Here is a 17280-nt window from a genome sequence, read left to right on the forward strand (position 1 = left end):
AAAACTCCTTATATCAAGTTAAACTGCTGAACTAAGGCTTAATGCTCTCTAAATCTTCAATGATATCGTTTTCTGACATCGTTCCTGTAATGATCTTTTCGATTTTACCTTGAGGGTTAATGAGGAAGGTTGTTGGTAACGGATCAATGCCGTATGCATTTTGAACTTCTTCTTCCTCGTCCACTACAATCGGGAACTCTAACCCGTGTTTCGATACGAAACGATTGATAAGAAAATCCGATTCCCCCACATTAACAGCCAATATCTCTACACCTTGATCTTTATATTTCGAATATTGATTATTCATATAAGGCATTTCTCTTTCACATGGTTTGCACCATGTTCCCCAGAAATTCAGGAATACCCCTTGACCCTCATAGTCGGACAAACGATGTTTATTCCCTTCCATATCCTCCAAAACAAAGTCAGGCGCTTGATCCCCCACCTTCAACTTCCCTCTTTCATCCTTCGTAAAGTTTGCATACAAGGTATATGCAACCGCAGAAGTCAGTACAATGAGGATTATGGTCCGGATGAGTAATCTGCGTTTTTTCTTATCCATGTACGTGTGCCTCCCATATTGAAATCGTTCTCAAAAAATGGAAAAGTTTTTTTCTCTCTTTACAGTAGCAAAGGGCCTGATGTCATAAGAATTCACTTATGAGACCAGTCCCTGCCATAATGTAATGTTCCATTCCTTCATAATAAGCAGGGAAATATCCCTTATATTTCAGGGTAAAATTCCTTTCTCATTATATCATTTATCACTTTATAGATAGTGTAAATTATATGAAGGATATGTGACACTTTCCATGCTATTTTCTATCGGATGCTTCCCGTTTCAGCCAGTGTTCTTAGCTGCTTCACTTCATGGGGAGTAAGTTCCCTTCCTTCTCCTGCGTTCAAACCATGAAGAGTAAGGAATGCATATCTTTCTCGTTTCAGCTTCTGAACCGGATATCCAAGGGCTTCGAACATTCTGCGCACTTGGCGGTTTCTGCCCTCATGAATGGTAATTTCGACGATGGATTTCCCTTGTTTCTTATCAATGCTTAATACTTTCACTTTTGCTGGAGCCGTCATGCCGTCCTCCAGTTTAACCCCTTTTTCAAGTTCTCTGATTTTGAACTTAGGTGGGATGCCTTTTAATCTCGCTACATACGTTTTTTCAATTTCGTTACTTGGATGCATCAGGGAGTTAGCGAAATCCCCATCATTGGTTAGAAGAAGAATACCTGACGTTTCATAGTCCAGTCTTCCTACCGGATAGATTCTTTCTTCTATTTCAGGGAAGAAATCGGTTACGACTTGACGGTCTTTATCGTCAGTCACAGCTGAGATGACCCCTCTTGGTTTATAGAGCATATAATATACTTTATTTTCTCTTTCAATCTGAATACCTGTCACTTCAACTCTATCGGAATTAGAAACCTTTGTTCCTAATTCTTTTACTACTGTACCATTGACCTTTACTTTGCCTTCTATAATTAATTGCTCAGCTTTTCTTCGTGACGCTACGCCACTATGAGCAATAACCTTTTGTAATCGTTCCACGGTATTTCACCTCATTTAATTTTCAATACATTTGTCTTCATGAATTATTACACAATCCAGACAAAATAGAAAGGTATAAAGAAAAATCGACTTTTTCAGTCGATTTCTTTATACCTTATTATTTCCTTTATTAATAGATGTCAACCATTATTAAAACATGACCGTGACGATGAAGATTGCAGCTACGATTCCTACGACATCGGCTAGTAATCCAACTTTGAGGGCGTCCCCCATCTTCCGGATGCCTACTGCCCCGAAGTACACGGTCAGTACGTAAAGGGTCGTATCGGTACTTCCCTGTAAGGTTGATGCAAGTCTTCCTATAAAGGAATCTGGCCCGTGGGTAGCGACTATATCGCTCATCATACCCAGGGCAGCTGTTCCTGAAATGGGCCTGATAATGGCAAGTGGTACAATTTCAGGGGGAATACCGAGTGCAAGTAATCCCGGACGGATGAGGTTTACGAAGAACTCAAGTGCCCCTGATTCTCTGAAAATGGTAATGGCTACAAGCATCCCAATGAGAAAAGGAATGATTGACACGGCTATTTTAATGCCTTCTTTTCCCCCATCGACGAACACTTCATACGTAGGTACCTTTTTGAGTGTTCCATAGATTAAAATGAAGCCGATCATAATGGGGATCAACCATAATGAAATCGTGGATATCCATTGCATCTACTTCACCTCTCTACGAGTACGTCTATAATGAAAATATCGGTCTATCAATATGGCTCCTATGGTGGAGAGCATGGTCGCGATCAAGGTTGGTCCCACAATTTCAGTCGGGGAAGCAGAATCATATTTCATCCGGATCGCAATGACAGTTGTTGGTATGATGGTAAGGCTCGACGTATTAATGGCTAAGAAGGTAATCATCGATCTGCTGGCATAGTCTCTTCCGCCGTTCAATTCCTTTAATTGCTCCATCGCTTTAATCCCAAGAGGTGTTGCTGCGTTTCCAAGACCGAACATATTGGCCATCATATTCGATAATATATACCCCATCGCGGGATGATTATCAGGCACCTCTGGAAACAACCGGGTGACAAAGGGTCTGAACAGCCTTGCCAGTTTATCCAATAATCCCGCTTCCTGGGCAATCCTCATGATTCCCAACCAAAACACCAATACACTGACCAACCCTATACAAAGAGTAACGGCTTCATTTGCTGAAGTGAAAATGGCTTCGTTTACTTCTTTCATCTTGCCATTGATAATGGCGAATACTAAACCTATGATGGTCATCCCCACCCAAATGAGATTAACCATGATCCCTGACCCCTATAAAGGACTCAAAGGAATAGGCCCAGAATTTCCACCAGCTCTTTTCTTCTTCAGCTTCATCCGTTGTTTTAAAGTAAATGGGAAGAGTATCTACTTCTTCGTCTTCTAAATACACGACAGCCTTCCCTACTACTTCAGGTACATTTTTATTCTTTAACCATTCCTCTTTAGGCTTTAACATTTTGTACTCTACCTTCACATCATCCACTTCATCATCTTTAAGGGTTAGGACGGATTCTCGTTTAAGATAGGCATGATCCTTATATATTTCGTCATCCATTTTTTCAATCATGCCTTCTTCCAGGACGATCTTATAATCATATTGCTTAAACCCGTATTCAAACATCCCTATATGATCATTCCAATCATCAGGTCCATTGAGTGTAACGGCAATCAGGTTCTCCCCGTCCTTGGAAGCTGTGGACACAAGCGTTCTTTTGGCTAGTTTTGTATATCCCGTTTTCCCACCCGTACTATGCTTATACAATTCTGTTAATAATCTATTTTTGTTCTTCCACTTCCGGTCCCACTTTTCTTCAGGATTTGGTGCTGTATGCACTTTTGTCCCTGCAATCTCCTTATATACTTCATTCTCCATTGAATATCTAGTCAGAACTGCCATATCGTAAGCAGTGGAATAGTGGTCTTCATGATCATCGAGACCATGTGGATTGGAAAAATGCGTATTTTTCATTCCGATTTCATTCGCTTTTTCATTCATCATATAAGCAAACCCGTCAAGACTTCCTCCCACAGATTCTGCAATAGCGACTGCCGCATCATTCCCGGACCTCAACATAAGCCCGTAAACGAGATCTTCCAGCTTGATTTTCTCCCCCGCTTTCAGGTAAAGGGACGATCCTTCTGTCCCCGCTGCATTCGAAGATACCGTTACTTCCTTATCCATCATTCCGGATTCAACCGCAAGAATCGCCGTCATGATTTTTGTGATGCTTGCTATCCGACTTTGACTGTGGGCATCCTTTTCATACAGAATCCGCCCCGTCTCCTGATCCATTAAAATCGCCCGCTGTGAACTAACAGAAGGTGCGGCCTGAACTTCATTGGAAACCACTACAAATAGCAAGGTGAGGATAAGAATATAATATATGTAATATTTCACTCTCTTTCGATTCACACCCATCTACTCCTTTAATTCTAACGTGTTTGTACAAGTTTATGCAGGACAAGGGGTAATATGAATGAAAATCCGGAATTCACATTTAGGTTCAATTTCTGGTATTTGACCCACGAAAAAGACACAGCAGAGAAACTTTGCTGTGTCTTTTCGTGATTCTATTCTTTTGGATCCGGACCCCTGCCAGTCCATTTATATTTCATTCTGCCCTACTCTTTCGATTCCATCGTTTCTTGAAATTTCTCAAAAAACAAGTCCGCTTCATCCTGCATGAATTCATCCTCGATATTTTCAGGTAGGGGAGGAAGTTCTTCTATTCTCTTCAAGCCGAAATAGTCCAGAAATTCTTTTGTCGTACCGAATAAGTAGGCACGACCTGTCCCTTCTGCTCTTCCAACTTCCTTCACGAGCCCTTTTGACGTAAGGGTCTGAATGGGACGCTCGGTTTTGACGCCTCTGATTTGTTCAATTTCCATCCTCGTGATCGGTTGCTTATAAGCGACTATCGCAAGTGTTTCAAGAGCTGCTTGTGATAAAAAGCTTACATTTGGTGACTCAACCAATTTCTTTAAGTAATCGGCGTTGCTTTTTTTTGTCACCAATTGAAAAGTGTCTGCTATCTCAATCATATAGATCCCCCGATCGGGATCATTTTCGTAATCCGCCTTTAGCTCCTCGATCACAGCCATCGCTTCCTGATCCCCGATTTCCAATACAGAACAAACTTGCTTTAGTGAAAGACCTTCATCACCAGCTGCAAACAATAAGCTTTCGAGGATCCCTTTCCAATTACTACTGTTCAACTAGACCTACCTCCTCTCCTGCTTCAACAAATATTTCCGTGAAGTTTTTTTCTTGATTGACAATGATCTGCTTTCTCTTCATCAATTCAAGCACGGCAAGGAAAGTAACAACGAGATGTTCTTTATTATCAGACGGGAAAAGACTTGTAAAGGGTGTTCGCTCTTTGATATTTCGCAGACTATGAAGAATATCATTCATTCTTTTTTCAATGGATATTTCCTGTCTGGTTATTCTGGTTTGCACTGGCCGTTGCAGCTTCTTGCGCCTCAATAATTTATGAAAAGCTCCTAACATGTCATATAGAGACACTTGAACCTCGCTATTCTTTAAATCCGCCTCTTCCGTAAATTCCGAGAGATCACTAGGAGGTTTCGTATACACCTGTCCCCGTTCTTCCTCACGGTGCTTCAGCTCATTGGCAGCTTCTTTAAACTTGCGATACTCAATCAACCGCTCAACCAATTCATCACGGGGATCTTCCTCTTCGAATTCAATTTCATCGTTTAAAAGGCCGTCATCATGTTTAGGGAGGAGCATTTTACTTTTAATCGCCAATAATGTAGCGGCCATCACTAAGTACTCACTGGCAACATCAAGTTGCAAATTCTTCATCGTATGTACATATAACATATACTGCTCAGTAATTTGAGCCATAGGAATATCATATATATCAATTTCCAACGAATTAATCAGATGCAAAAGAAGATCTAACGGACCTTCAAAAGCGTCAATCTTCACATTGTATTCCACTTTATCACCAAATTTCTAATTACAGTCATTCCTGATCGCTACTTAATAGTATAGTAGATTGACCACTATTCTCCAATAGAAAGTTTTTGCATAAAGAGGATGTACTTGTCGTTTTGGCAAAGATGGAGAATATGCTACACTTTAAATACTCAGACGTTATTTCATAATATAGGAGGGACTCACATGGTTTATCCTAAACCTTACTTAGAATTTTTAATGTATTTCCATGGAAATCGTGATTACTTCGAGTGCCATGAGGTGTTGGAAGAACATTGGAAATATGCAGATCCTAAGAACCGTTCTTCCCATTGGGTTGGATTAATCCAGATTGCTGTGGGTTTGTATCATTACAGAAGAGGTAATCTCTCAGGAGCAGCCCGGACACTTAGGAAAGCCGTTCAAAATATCAAACTGAATCAGGATGAACTTTCCCGATTAGGGATCCATCCTGGTAAACTTCAGGAAAAACTCGTTGATATCACCCATGGACTAAGTACCAACCAGCCCTATAACAGCATCAATATCCCCCTGACGGATTCATCTCTACAAAAGCAGGTCCAATCACTGTGTGAGGACAATGGATACTCCTGGTGTTCTCCAAGTGATTTAAACAATATCGAGCTCATTCATCGTCATTCCCTGCGTGACCGTTCGGAAGTGATTTTAGAACGAAAAAATGCTTTACAACGAAAAAAAAGAGGCTGACCACCTACAGATCCGGTGGCCGTCCTCTTTATTGATCTTCGTCTATTACTTTATCTTGATCGATTTCGTCACACTTCTCAAAGAATGAAGCGGTCTCTGAATTCGGCTTCACTTCATGCTCAGAATGCATGTCTCTAAGATGCTTCACCATTGATTTCCCAATTCCTTCGTGCCGATGGGATGGATTAACGGATATATGCTGAATTTCTAAAGTACTATCTGTCTTGAATACTCCAATTAAACCTACTATGTCCTCTTCTTTCCATAAAAAGAGCTGCCAATTATCTTCAGTTTCGTATTGCTTCATCGTCTGTTGAAGCTTCTTCAAATCCTTTTCATTTGGCATGAAAGATAATAATCCCATTGCGATCTTTTCAAACGCCTTTTTATACCGAATTAACATATTTACCCCTCGTTATGTTTTATGTCTAATCTATTTATTTCCTATTATAGACAAAAACTAGAAATTTAATTGATATGAACGTTTATTTATCTTACTAAATTTACTTTTATTAATCAACTTTAACCAATCAGTTTCCAGCCAGGAACAGCCAGTAGATGACTCCCCATACTATGCCTGATACTAATAAAAACAAGAACAATCCCTTATTGCTGATCTTCATAAATGACTCCTTTGTCTACACTATATTCATCTATATATGTCATTGCTATTGTATAGTAAAATCACTATTTGTTAAAGTATGTAATTAGATATGAAAAAAAAGTAGTCTTTAAGTACGATATACTTAAAGACTATGTTTCCAGCTTATTTAAATCTTATATCGAGTGAAATCATATCCTCATATGTCTCTCTTTGAACAGCTAATCTTGCTTCTCCATTCTCGACAAATACGACAGCGGGACGGGGAATACGATTGTAGTTATTCGCCATAGAATATCCATATGCACCAGTACAGAACACAGCAAGAGTGTCACCAGCTTCTGATTGCGGGAGGGGTAAATCCCAAATCAACATATCTCCGGATTCACAGCATTTACCAGCGATTGACACGGTTTCTTCAGGGGGATGATCCGCTTTATTTGCAATCACCGCTTCATATTTTGCCTTGTAGAGAGCCGGTCTTATATTATCACTCATTCCCCCATCAATGGCTAAGTACTTTCGGATGTTGGGCACTTCTTTTCTTGACCCCAATGTATATAGGCTGGTCCCTGCATCTCCAACAAGGGAACGTCCCGGCTCGATCCAAATCTCCGGCATTTCAAGGTTGTACCTCTCCACTTCCTGTTTTACAGCCGCAATCATTTCCTTCACATATTGTGCAGGTGGAATCGGGTCATCATCCTTCGTATAGCGAATTCCAAATCCACCGCCTAAGTTGATCACTCTCGGATCGTAATCATATTGAGATTTCCATTTTGCCACCTTCTCAATGATTTTTTTTGCAGCAAGAATGAAGCCTGTCGTCTCGAATATTTGAGATCCGATATGGCAATGAAGACCTAACAATTCAATACCTTCATAGCTCATCGCCATTTTCATAGCATCCCGGGCTTGACCATTCCCCAAATCGAATCCGAATTTGGAATCCTCTTGTCCGGTTAAAATATAATCATGAGTATGGGCTTCTATCCCAGGTGTCACTCTTAATAAAACCTTCGTCACTCTTTCAGTGGATTGTGAGATGGCATTCACAAGTTGCAGCTCGTAGAAATTATCGACGACAATGCAGCCTATATTGTTTTCAATGGCCATCATCAGTTCTTCTTCAGATTTATTATTTCCATTAAAATGGATGCGTTCAGGAGGGAATCCTGCCTTTAAGGCAGTGTACAACTCCCCTCCTGAAACCACATCCAGAGATAATCCCTCTTCTTTCATCAATTGAAAGACCGCGATACATGAAAATGCCTTACTGGCATAGGCAACTTCCGCTTTCACTCCAAGGGAATCAAATGTTTCTTTAAAGCCTCTTGCCCGTTCTCTAATGAGTGCAGTGTCATAAACATAAAGGGGTGTACCGTATTGTTTGGCTAGTTCTAAGGTGCTCACCCCTCCTATCGTTAAATGACCATTTTTTATTTCTGCTGATCCATGAAGATGCATGAAACGTCTCATTCCCCTCTTTAATGCTCTGCTAATTAAACGTAATTTACCACAGAATGAGAGTTGTTGCAATATTTCTAAGATTTCGCCGGCTGCTTATACTTATTTCTCGGCTGCACGATGCTAGGCCGAATTTTGGATCCCGGCACGGCTTTTCTTATCAGAATCTGCATAAACGCCTTTGGACTGAACGGAAGTAAAGGCCATAAGTAAGGTGTATTGAGTGATTTAATATTCACTACAAATAGTATAAATAGCGTGCTGCCGATCATAAGGCCGGGAATATGGAAGAATGCGACTAATACAAGAAGTAGAAGTCTTGCCATCTTATTCGCTACACTTAGTTCATAACTAGGAGTCGCAAATGTACCGATTGAAGCAACCGCTACATAAAGGATGACCTCTGGTTGAAAGAGACCGACGTCAATCGCAATTTGTCCAATTAATACAGCCGCTATTAAACCCATAGCTGTGGAAAGCGGGGTCGGGGTATGAATGGCGGCAATCCTGAACATCTCGACTCCCATATCTGCTATAAACAATTGAACGATGACAGGTATATTTGTCTGTTCATTCGGTCCTACATATTTTATGACCTCAGGTAATAATGAAGGATCCAGAACGAATAAATACCACAACGGAAGTAAGAACAAGGATGCGAGTACACCCATGAATCTTGTCCATCTTACAAATGTTCCGACAGCAGGCGATTGCCTGTACTCTTCAGCATGCTGCAGATGATGGAAGAAGGTAGTCGGTGTGATGATCACACTTGGTGAAGTATCCACGAAAATAAGAACATGTCCTTCTAATAGGTGAGTGGCAGCTACGTCCGCCCTTTCCGTGTATCGTACTAATGGATATGGATTATACCCCTGCTTCACCAGAAATTCCTCTACGGTTTTATCCGCCATCGTGAGACCATCAATTTTGATGCTTTTCAACTCTTTCTTGATCACTTCGACTAAGCTTGGATTTGCAACATCATCTATATAGCAAATGGAAATGTCTGTTTTTGATCGTTCTCCGATACGAAATATTTCAAACCTCAATCGTGGATCCCGAATTCTTCGTCTTGTTAAAGCGGTATTCACAATAATATTCTCTACATATCCATCTCGGGAACCACGTACTACCTTTTCAGTATCAGGCTCTGAAGGCTGTCGCCCGGGATAACTACGAACATCAACAATGATTGCCTCTTGGTAGCCTTCGACAAAGACTGCTATTAATCCTGATAGCACTTCGTCAACTGCTTCTTCAATCGTTTTTACCGGCTCAACCGATTGATGAACAAGGCGATTATGTACAATCTCATATAATCGGCTCGTTGCACGCTCATGATCATTGATCTCAACGAGTTCCTCCACTATTTGAATAATGTAGGAAGCATCAGTCAACCCGTTAATATAATAGATGTGCACTCCTTTTTTCAAAATCATGAGTTTACGTACACCTAAATCAAAGCTTTTGTTTAATCCTACATGATTCTTCATGTACTCTTCTATAACAGCTAAGTCTTTTGATATTGGTGTTTCTTTCGTTTTCTCAGGCATGATATCCGCTCCTTTCCAAGATGATTTCAACTGCCTTTTTCGTAATGGGCGAACCTTGTGAGTAGTGATCCCTTTTGGCCATTTTGCCTATGTCACCAATCCCGACAATAACGGGAACATCCAGCTCATCAAGGCAATAAACCGTATCACCCGTTAATCTTCCCAAATCCATTTCAGGTACACCAAATTTATCTACCCCATATGGAGTCAATTCACCAAATTTATCAATACATACATCCACTCTTGTCCATTCTGCCTGCCTGGTTTTACTTGCTACCGCAATGATGCCGAGCACGTCTATGCCAGGGTGTTTCGCAACATACTTTAGTGCCCTTTCGCCTGCTCCTTCTCCAATAAATCCACTATCATCAAACATCACAAAGACGGGGTCATTCTTTGCACTTCTGATTAATTTCACAATCTCTGGTCCTGATAATAAAGAAGGATTTCCTTTAGAGCTTGAGATACATCGTCCTCCATACTCTTTTGCCACGCACTCGATTGCCCGCTTGGCATATTCATCTCCATCTGTAATCAGGATCACTTTTCTTTTGTCGTCCATATGAACCCCTGCCTCTTGCTGTTTATTGATGAACCAAGTAGAGCCAATGAAAAAGTGAGCCGACAATTTTCCCAAATACAATCGCCATAATGAGAATGACGATTTGACCTTCAATCCCAATCCGCTTTGCAAGGATCGGGAACACATTCAATACTTCTGTTAATGCAGCCGCCAACAGCCCGATGAACACTCCGCTCGCTAATCCGATGGGCATAAGAACGAATGGGGAAAAGTGCAGCGTATAATTATTTAAGCTGACAAACCCTCCTGCCAGTGCACCTGTAATGACAGCCAATTCATAGTGGTGTATCATTTTCATTGTTTTTGTTAACTGAGTTAACCTTGGGATGATTCCTAATACGGTTAGAAAAGCTACGAACCCGGAACCGACTGCCAGTCCACCAGCAAAACCAATAAATACTGTAATCAATACGTTAATGGTCATCTAATTTTTTCTGACTTTCTTTATTTTCATGCATGATGACATACTGATCTAAATCCTGCTGGTAATTAAACATTTCAACTTCTAGTGGACTAGGCTCTTCATTAAGTCTCTTTCGGAACACATGGTTGAAAAATAAAATCATCCCAAGGCCTAAACCGAATGAATAGGGAACTTGAAACAGTAATGGATGGGGATCCTCATCCCCAGTTACAAAATGATACAGCCTTTGATGAACTTCCCTCATACTTACATCTTCATGAAAATTCATAATTGCCAGGGCTGCACCGATGAATAATAGTAACCAAACGCCAATGAAGAGCGGAAGAGAGACTTTCTTTTTCTCATAGATCACTTCAATAATACTTTGTGTGGGTCCAATCGTTTGGATATCAAGATCCGAGAAGTTCTTGCATATTTCTCTTATCACCCTCATCACATCGACCACAATGATATTCTTATCAGATGCTGTCACTTGATGAATCGGGATTTCCCTTAATTCTTCCAGAATATTTTCAGGTGCTATGATTTGAGCAAGCTGTCCAAGCTTGACCGTACTCTCTTCCCTTACCTGCACTCGATGACGTAAGCGTATATACAAAATACCTTCCATGCAGTTCACTTCCTGAAAACATGATTTTCCCTTCGTACCAATAGTATGGATTAACGGAAATAATTTATGTAATGGCTGGATGTGGTCTTTTGAGATTCATGGAGGAGGAAGTGAACAATAGTGTAGATTCTGAAGGTTCGGAGCATAGGAAATGGCAACAATTTCAAAGGGAACTGTGGGGCATTCCAGAATCGACTGTTGTATAAATTCCATAAATAAAAATAACCTTGTCGTTTCAACATGATTCGTTGAAACAACAAGGTTATTTTGCCTAAGATTCTGTATGCATATGATCTTTCATTGTTTGTAATATCTTCTTTTCCAATCTCGATACCTGGACCTGGGATATACCCAGTCGATCTGCTACTTCCGATTGGGTTTGGTCTTTGTAATACCTTAAATACACAATCAGCCGTTCCCGATCATCCAGTTCCCTAATGGCTTCTTTTAAGGCAATTTTGTCAAACCATTTATTATCGCTATTATCTGCAATCTGATCCAAAAGGGTAATGGGATCTCCATCATTTTCATAAACGGTTTCATGAATGGAAGAAGGGGCACGACTTGCTTCCTGTGCCATGATCACCTCTTCAACCGAATACTCCAGATGCTCGGCAAGCTCACTCACCGTCGGAACCCGCCCAAATTTCTTGGAAAGTTCATCCTTGGCTTTACGAATCTTGTTTCCCATCTCTTTCAGGGAACGACTTACTTTTACTGTTCCGTCATCCCGGATGAACCGCTGGATTTCACCAATGATCATCGGAACTGCATATGTGGAAAACTTGACGTCGTAGCTTAAATCAAACTTATCGACTGATTTCAGCAACCCGATACTGCCTATCTGAAAGAGGTCATCAGGCTCATATCCCCGATTGAGGAAGCGCTGGACGACGGACCATACCAGCCGCATGTTCTTCTGGACGATCAAGTCCCGGGCACTTTGGTCACCGTCCTGGCTCTGCTTTATGAGCTCTTTCACCTCATGATCCTTCAGAAAGGACTGTTCCTTTTCTTTCTTAACTTCGACATCCATGGGCACGACTCCTTAATTGCATAGCGCTTTACTATTGGTCAAGTGCTTCTTTAGTCTTACCGTGGTGCCTGTACCTGGGTGTGATGACACTTCTATTTCATCCATGAAATTCTCCATGATGGTAAAGCCCATGCCAGAACGCTCAAGCTCAGGCTTGGACGTGAACAATGGTTGACGGGCTTCCTCTACATCACCAATTCCGACTCCTTCATCGCGGATGGTCATATCGATGTACCCATCTTCTTCCATAATGACAGAAATATAGACGATACCATTCGGTCTGTTGTCATATCCGTGAATGATGGCATTTGTAACGGCTTCAGATATGACTGTCTTGATTTCAGTCAACTCATCCATCGTTGGGTCCAGCTGTGCAATAAATGAAGCAACGGTAACTCTGGCAAAGGACTCATTTTGGCTTAAAGAACTGAATTGAATGTTCATTTCATTTCTCATGTCAGGCGACCCCCAATCTTTGTAATGCGTTTTCTTCAGACGGCTCAAGACGGATAATCTTAAACAATCCGGACATTTCAAATAATCGGTTTACAGAAGGGGAGATCGCACACACAACCATTTCTCCATGCTTTTGTTTAATCTGCTTGTATCGACCCAAAATCACACCTAATCCTGAACTATCCATAAAGCTCAGTTCCTCTAAATTCAAAATGATATGCTTCACATTCTCACTTTCAATCAGATTCGAAGCTTTTTCCCTAAGCTCATCAGCAGTATGATGATCCAGCTCACCACTTAAACGAATACACAAAACATCTTTTTTGACTTCTAAGTTAATAGCAAGACTCACTATCAGAAAGCCTCCTTCTCTGTCGTATAGTGAGTCATTTCGCTATTCTTTTAGTAAATTCCTTCTCCATGACAAAACTAGAAGGAATTCGTCATAATTAGAGGTTATTTTTATCAAAAATCATTAAGACAGTTTTACTTTCCAACCTTCGTGAAAAGTCCAAAGGATTTTTTGTACAGCTCCCACCAGCTTGCGTCATTTACATTTTTCTTAGCGACGAGAGTGCTTTCCAATACTTTTTCTCCTTTGTTCATGATGACAATGGTCCCGACTTTATCTCCTTTTTTGATAGGAGCCTTCAGGTTTTCAGAGAGTGTTATCTTCTGTTCTATTTTATCCTGTTTTTCACCCTTTTGAGTTAACAGGGAGATGGGCTCTTCCGTCACTGCATCCACTTTGTTTTGTTTCCCTTTCGATACTTTCACCTGTGCCAGGGAGTCTCCCTTTTTAAAGAGAGGTTTGGTGGAATACTGATTGAAGGCATAATCCAGCATTTTACTTACCTCGTTGTTTCGTTCTTTAGGAGTCGGTGCTCCGAACACGACAGCAATGACTCTCATATTATCTTTCTTCGCCGTTGCCGTTAAGCAGTATTTCGCTTCATTTGTGAATCCGGTTTTCAATCCATCCACACCGTCATAGAAACGAACCAATTTGTTTGTATTTACCAACCAGAATTTTTTTTCCGTATCTTCACGTAAGTACGATTCATAGCTGCCTGTGAAATTGGTGATTCCTTCATATTTTAGAAGTTCCTTGGCCATCATGGACATGTCATGTGCCGAACTATAATGATCTTTGGACGGTAAGCCTGTCGGATTTTTGAATCGAGTGTTATTTAACCCAAGCTCTTCTACCTTTTTGTTCATTTTCTCAACAAATGCTTCTTCACTTCCTGATATATGTTCTGCCATGGCCACTGATGCATCATTGGCCGAACCAATCGCAATACCCTTGAGCATTTCTTCAACCGTCATGCTTTCACCGGGCTCCAGGAAGATTTGTGATCCCCCCATCGATGCGGCATATTCACTCGCTCGAACACTGTCTTCCCACTTTATTTGACCTTTTTCAAGGGCTTCCATGATCAACAGCATTGTCATAATCTTAGTCATGGATGCTGGTGCCAGCTTTTCATGGCTATTCTTCTCATATAATACCGTTCCAGTATCCCGCTCAATCAAAACAGCTGATTTCGCTACTTCAGCTAATTCCGATTTCTTCTCCTGGGCAAACCCCATTGAAGGAAACAAAAAAGCTGCTAAAACAAATGTAATCACTATATACGCAAAACGTTTCATCCAACTGTCCTCCAATCAAATCTCGTTTTAAATCAATACTCATAGACCCATTTTTTCCAACTGCACCATTTTTATACAAACATTGGTAAAAAAGTGAGGTTGGTTCATGGATGATAGGTTATAAGTGGGTTGAAAGACGGCTAAATTTAAAGGGGGATTCTTCAAATAGGGGATGAAATGATGTGTTTCTCAACAAGATCACTGAGATGCAGCATTTTGTCGGGTGAAATGAGCTCTTTTGAGTGTGAGAGAGCGCTATTGAACGGTTTAATTGCGCCAAAATTCAATTTATTGCGTCTGTTTTGGGGGAATTGCGTCAATTTGAACGTTAATTGCGTCTTCCACATCTGGAATTGCTTATTTTCCCATAATAAGGTATTCGCATTTCCAGACAAAAATATAAAAAAGGCCCCTGCCAAAGAGAAATTATCCTCTTGGCAAAGGCCACGATCAAAATTTTAAATCAACCCGTGATTTCAGTATGAATCAACGTAGGTGCTTTCACATGTTCAGGTGTTACTTTAATGCTTTCGTATAATTTTTCTTTTACATTTTCGATATTCTCATCATTGCTATAGATCGTTACAAGAGAATCTCCCGTTTTGACAGAATCACCGATCTTCTTGCGCAACTCAAGACCAACTGCTAAATCGATAACAGAATCTTTTGTTGCACGGCCTGCTCCTAACCACATGGCAGCCGTTCCTACTGCATCGGCCACGATTTCTGATACATAGCCATCTTCTTTCGCTTCAAGCTCAACCTTATATTGCGCCTGTGGAAGTTTTGATGGATCATCTACAACGGATGGATCTCCACCTTGTGATTCCAGGAATACTTTAAAGTTCTCAAGAGCCGATCCATCTTCAATCGCTTTTTGTAATAGTTCTCTCGCTTCTTCCAATGTCGAAGCTTTTTCAGCGAGATACACCATATGACTTCCTAGCGTTAAGCATAATTCCGTTAAGTCTTCTGGACCTTCACCTTTTAATGTATCGATGGCTTCTTTCACTTCAAGTGCGTTTCCGATCGCGAAGCCCAGTGGCTGACTCATATCCGAAATGACCGCCATTGTTTTTCTGCCGACGTTGTTTCCGATGTTCACCATTGCTTTGGCAAGGTCTTTTGAATCGTCCAGTGTTTTCATGAAAGCTCCGGCACCCGTTTTCACGTCAAGTACGATAGCATCCGCACCAGCAGCTATTTTTTTACTCATGATGGAACTTGCGATCAGAGGAATGCTATTGACCGTTGCCGTCACATCACGTAAGGAATAAAGCTTTTTATCAGCCGGTGTTAAATTACCACTTTGTCCGATAACGGCTAACTTATTCTTGTTCACCAATCGGATGAATTCATCGTTTTCAATTTCCACATGGAAACCTTCGACGGATTCAAGCTTATCGATGGTTCCTCCAGTGTGTCCAAGTCCTCGTCCACTCATCTTCGCTACAGGTACTCCAACAGAAGCCACCAGTGGTCCAAGAACAAGGGTCGTTGTATCTCCAACACCGCCTGTAGAGTGCTTGTCTACTTTAATTCCTTCAATTGCAGACAGATCGATTTGATCTCCTGATTCGACCATTGCCATCGTCAGGTCCGCTCTTTCTCTATCGCTCATGTCTTTGAAGAAGATGGCCATTGTCAGGGCACTTACCTGATAATCAGGGATGCTTCCATCTGTATATCCTTCAACGATAAATTTTATTTCTTCTGTAGAGAGTTCTTTACCTTCACGCTTCTTCTCTATTAAGTCAACCATTCTCATTGTATTCACCCGCTCTTCTAGTATTGTCAAAGGGAAGTCCCTTTAGTTTTCAAATTGAATCGTACGACTCTTAGATTGATTTGACGATCTCTTTTACATATGCCAGGAAGTTTGCACGAACCATTTCGGTTGTTTCAATCACTTCATCATGGGATAGGGGTTGGTCAAGGATACCTGCCGCCATATTTGAGATGCATGAGATTCCAAGCACTTTCATTCCCCCGTGTCGGGCTACGATTACTTCTGGCACAGTCGACATTCCCACTGCGTCTCCTCCAAGGGTACGGGCAAGACGAACTTCAGCTGGAGTTTCGTATGTAGGACCTGTATTCCCCACATATACACCTTCTTGCACTTCAATTGAAAGCTTCCCTGCGATTTCTTTCGCTTTTTGACGCAGTTCTTTACAATATGCTTCTGACATATCCGGGAATCTAGGTCCTAAGCGGGAATCGTTTGCCCCAATTAGTGGATTGCCACCCATATTATTAATATGATCCGTGATCAGCATCAAGTCACCAGCCTGAAAGCTTTCATTCACTCCACCGGCTGCATTTGTGACGATTAAGACTTCGACGCCTAGTTCTTTCATAACACGGACGGGAAATGTGACTTTATCGAATCCGTACCCCTCGTAATAATGAAAGCGCCCTTGCATGGCCACGACTTCCTGACCCGCCAATTGACCGAACACAAGCTGCCCTGCGTGTCCTGCCACTGTCGAAACAGGAAAATCAGGGATTTCTTTATAAGGTATTTTCACTGAATTTTGGATTTCATCAGCTAACACACCCAACCCTGAACCAAGGATGAGTCCGATCTTCGGTTGGCCTGTGTATTGATTTTTTAGATGGTTTGCTGCATTTTGGATGTTTTCGTAATTCATAT

Annotated in this window: 20 protein-coding genes; 1 reads left to right on the forward strand and 19 read right to left on the reverse strand. The window is 41.2% G+C overall.

The genetic code is table 11. The annotated features are described in order from the left end of the window. Positions 1-31 precede the first annotated feature (31 nt). From resA to FZC88_RS15615, 7 genes are all read right to left on the reverse strand, one after another. Positions 32-562: a thiol-disulfide oxidoreductase ResA gene (gene resA, locus FZC88_RS15585; protein ID WP_148969504.1), complete on the reverse strand. Its 531-nt coding sequence runs from the start codon at positions 560-562 to the stop codon at positions 32-34. A gap of 260 nt (positions 563-822) precedes the next feature. Further along, positions 823-1554: a pseudouridine synthase gene (locus FZC88_RS15590; protein ID WP_148969505.1), complete on the reverse strand. Its 732-nt coding sequence runs from the start codon at positions 1552-1554 to the stop codon at positions 823-825. A 150-nt stretch (positions 1555-1704) separates the two neighbouring features. Continuing rightward, a complete protein-coding gene (locus FZC88_RS15595) occupies positions 1705-2232 on the reverse strand; it encodes a spore maturation protein (protein WP_044340130.1) in 528 nt (175 codons plus the stop codon). Then, positions 2233-2826, reverse strand: a complete 594-nt coding sequence (locus FZC88_RS15600) for a nucleoside recognition domain-containing protein (RefSeq protein ID WP_148969506.1) — start codon at positions 2824-2826, stop codon at positions 2233-2235. Then, on the reverse strand, positions 2819-3979 hold the full coding sequence (locus FZC88_RS15605) for a D-alanyl-D-alanine carboxypeptidase family protein (RefSeq protein WP_315634047.1): 1161 nt from the start codon (positions 3977-3979) through the stop codon (positions 2819-2821). The genes FZC88_RS15600 and FZC88_RS15605 overlap by 8 nt, the downstream gene beginning before the upstream one ends. Positions 3980-4188: 209 nt before the next feature. Continuing rightward, entirely contained in the window at positions 4189-4782 is a 594-nt protein-coding gene (scpB, locus tag FZC88_RS15610; RefSeq protein ID WP_148969508.1) for an SMC-Scp complex subunit ScpB, read from the reverse strand. Further along, positions 4772-5533 carry a segregation/condensation protein A gene (locus FZC88_RS15615; protein ID WP_148969509.1) on the reverse strand — a complete coding sequence of 254 codons (762 nt, stop codon included), beginning with the start codon at positions 5531-5533 and terminating at the stop codon, positions 4772-4774. Before FZC88_RS15615 ends, scpB begins: the two co-directional genes overlap by 11 nt. 183 nt (positions 5534-5716) lie before the next feature. Between FZC88_RS15615 and FZC88_RS15620 the strand changes: the two genes are divergently transcribed. Beyond that, entirely contained in the window at positions 5717-6238 is a 522-nt protein-coding gene (locus FZC88_RS15620; protein ID WP_148995577.1) for a DUF309 domain-containing protein, read from the forward strand. A 28-nt stretch (positions 6239-6266) separates the two neighbouring features. On the opposite strand, the gene FZC88_RS15625 is transcribed toward FZC88_RS15620, so the two are convergent. From FZC88_RS15625 to FZC88_RS15680, 12 genes are all read right to left on the reverse strand, one after another. After that, positions 6267-6641, reverse strand: a complete 375-nt coding sequence (locus FZC88_RS15625) for a GNAT family N-acetyltransferase (RefSeq protein WP_148969511.1) — start codon at positions 6639-6641, stop codon at positions 6267-6269. A 363-nt stretch (positions 6642-7004) separates the two neighbouring features. Beyond that, positions 7005-8306, reverse strand: a complete 1302-nt coding sequence (gene lysA / locus FZC88_RS15630; protein ID WP_148995857.1) for a diaminopimelate decarboxylase — start codon at positions 8304-8306, stop codon at positions 7005-7007. A 77-nt stretch (positions 8307-8383) separates the two neighbouring features. Then, the gene (locus FZC88_RS15635; RefSeq protein WP_187443655.1) at positions 8384-9862 is read right to left on the reverse strand and encodes a spore germination protein; all 1479 of its coding nucleotides are present in this window, start codon (positions 9860-9862) and stop codon (positions 8384-8386) included. Further along, positions 9855-10424, reverse strand: a complete 570-nt coding sequence (gene spoVAEA, locus FZC88_RS15640; RefSeq protein ID WP_148969512.1) for a stage V sporulation protein SpoVABEA — start codon at positions 10422-10424, stop codon at positions 9855-9857. Before spoVAEA ends, FZC88_RS15635 begins: the two co-directional genes overlap by 8 nt. Positions 10425-10446: 22 nt before the next feature. Further along, positions 10447-10869 (reverse strand): stage V sporulation protein AB, encoded by a 423-nt coding sequence (locus FZC88_RS15645; RefSeq protein WP_113967618.1) that lies wholly within the window; start codon positions 10867-10869, stop codon positions 10447-10449. Further along, positions 10859-11479: a stage V sporulation protein AA gene (locus FZC88_RS15650; RefSeq protein WP_148969514.1), complete on the reverse strand. Its 621-nt coding sequence runs from the start codon at positions 11477-11479 to the stop codon at positions 10859-10861. Before FZC88_RS15650 ends, FZC88_RS15645 begins: the two co-directional genes overlap by 11 nt. Before the next feature lie 271 nt (positions 11480-11750). Then, positions 11751-12515: an RNA polymerase sporulation sigma factor SigF gene (sigF, locus tag FZC88_RS15655; RefSeq protein ID WP_148995578.1), complete on the reverse strand. Its 765-nt coding sequence runs from the start codon at positions 12513-12515 to the stop codon at positions 11751-11753. Positions 12516-12527: 12 nt separating this feature from the next. Beyond that, a complete protein-coding gene (gene spoIIAB / locus FZC88_RS15660; protein ID WP_148995579.1) occupies positions 12528-12971 on the reverse strand; it encodes an anti-sigma F factor in 444 nt (147 codons plus the stop codon). Between the two features lies 1 nt (position 12972). Next, a complete protein-coding gene (gene spoIIAA / locus FZC88_RS15665) occupies positions 12973-13323 on the reverse strand; it encodes an anti-sigma F factor antagonist (RefSeq protein ID WP_113967610.1) in 351 nt (116 codons plus the stop codon). A gap of 134 nt (positions 13324-13457) precedes the next feature. After that, positions 13458-14624 carry a D-alanyl-D-alanine carboxypeptidase family protein gene (locus tag FZC88_RS15670; protein ID WP_148995580.1) on the reverse strand — a complete coding sequence of 389 codons (1167 nt, stop codon included), beginning with the start codon at positions 14622-14624 and terminating at the stop codon, positions 13458-13460. 463 nt (positions 14625-15087) lie between these two features. After that, complete coding sequence (locus tag FZC88_RS15675; protein ID WP_148995859.1) at positions 15088-16392, reverse strand: pyrimidine-nucleoside phosphorylase; 1305 nt, start codon at positions 16390-16392, stop codon at positions 15088-15090. A 70-nt stretch (positions 16393-16462) separates the two neighbouring features. Next, a complete protein-coding gene (locus FZC88_RS15680; protein ID WP_148969517.1) occupies positions 16463-17278 on the reverse strand; it encodes a purine-nucleoside phosphorylase in 816 nt (271 codons plus the stop codon). Positions 17279-17280: the final 2 nt, after the last annotated feature.

Origin of the sequence: Rossellomorea aquimaris (assembly GCF_008180865.1) — a bacterium.
GTDB classification, from domain to species: Bacteria; Bacillota; Bacilli; order Bacillales; family Bacillaceae_B; genus Rossellomorea; species Rossellomorea yichunensis.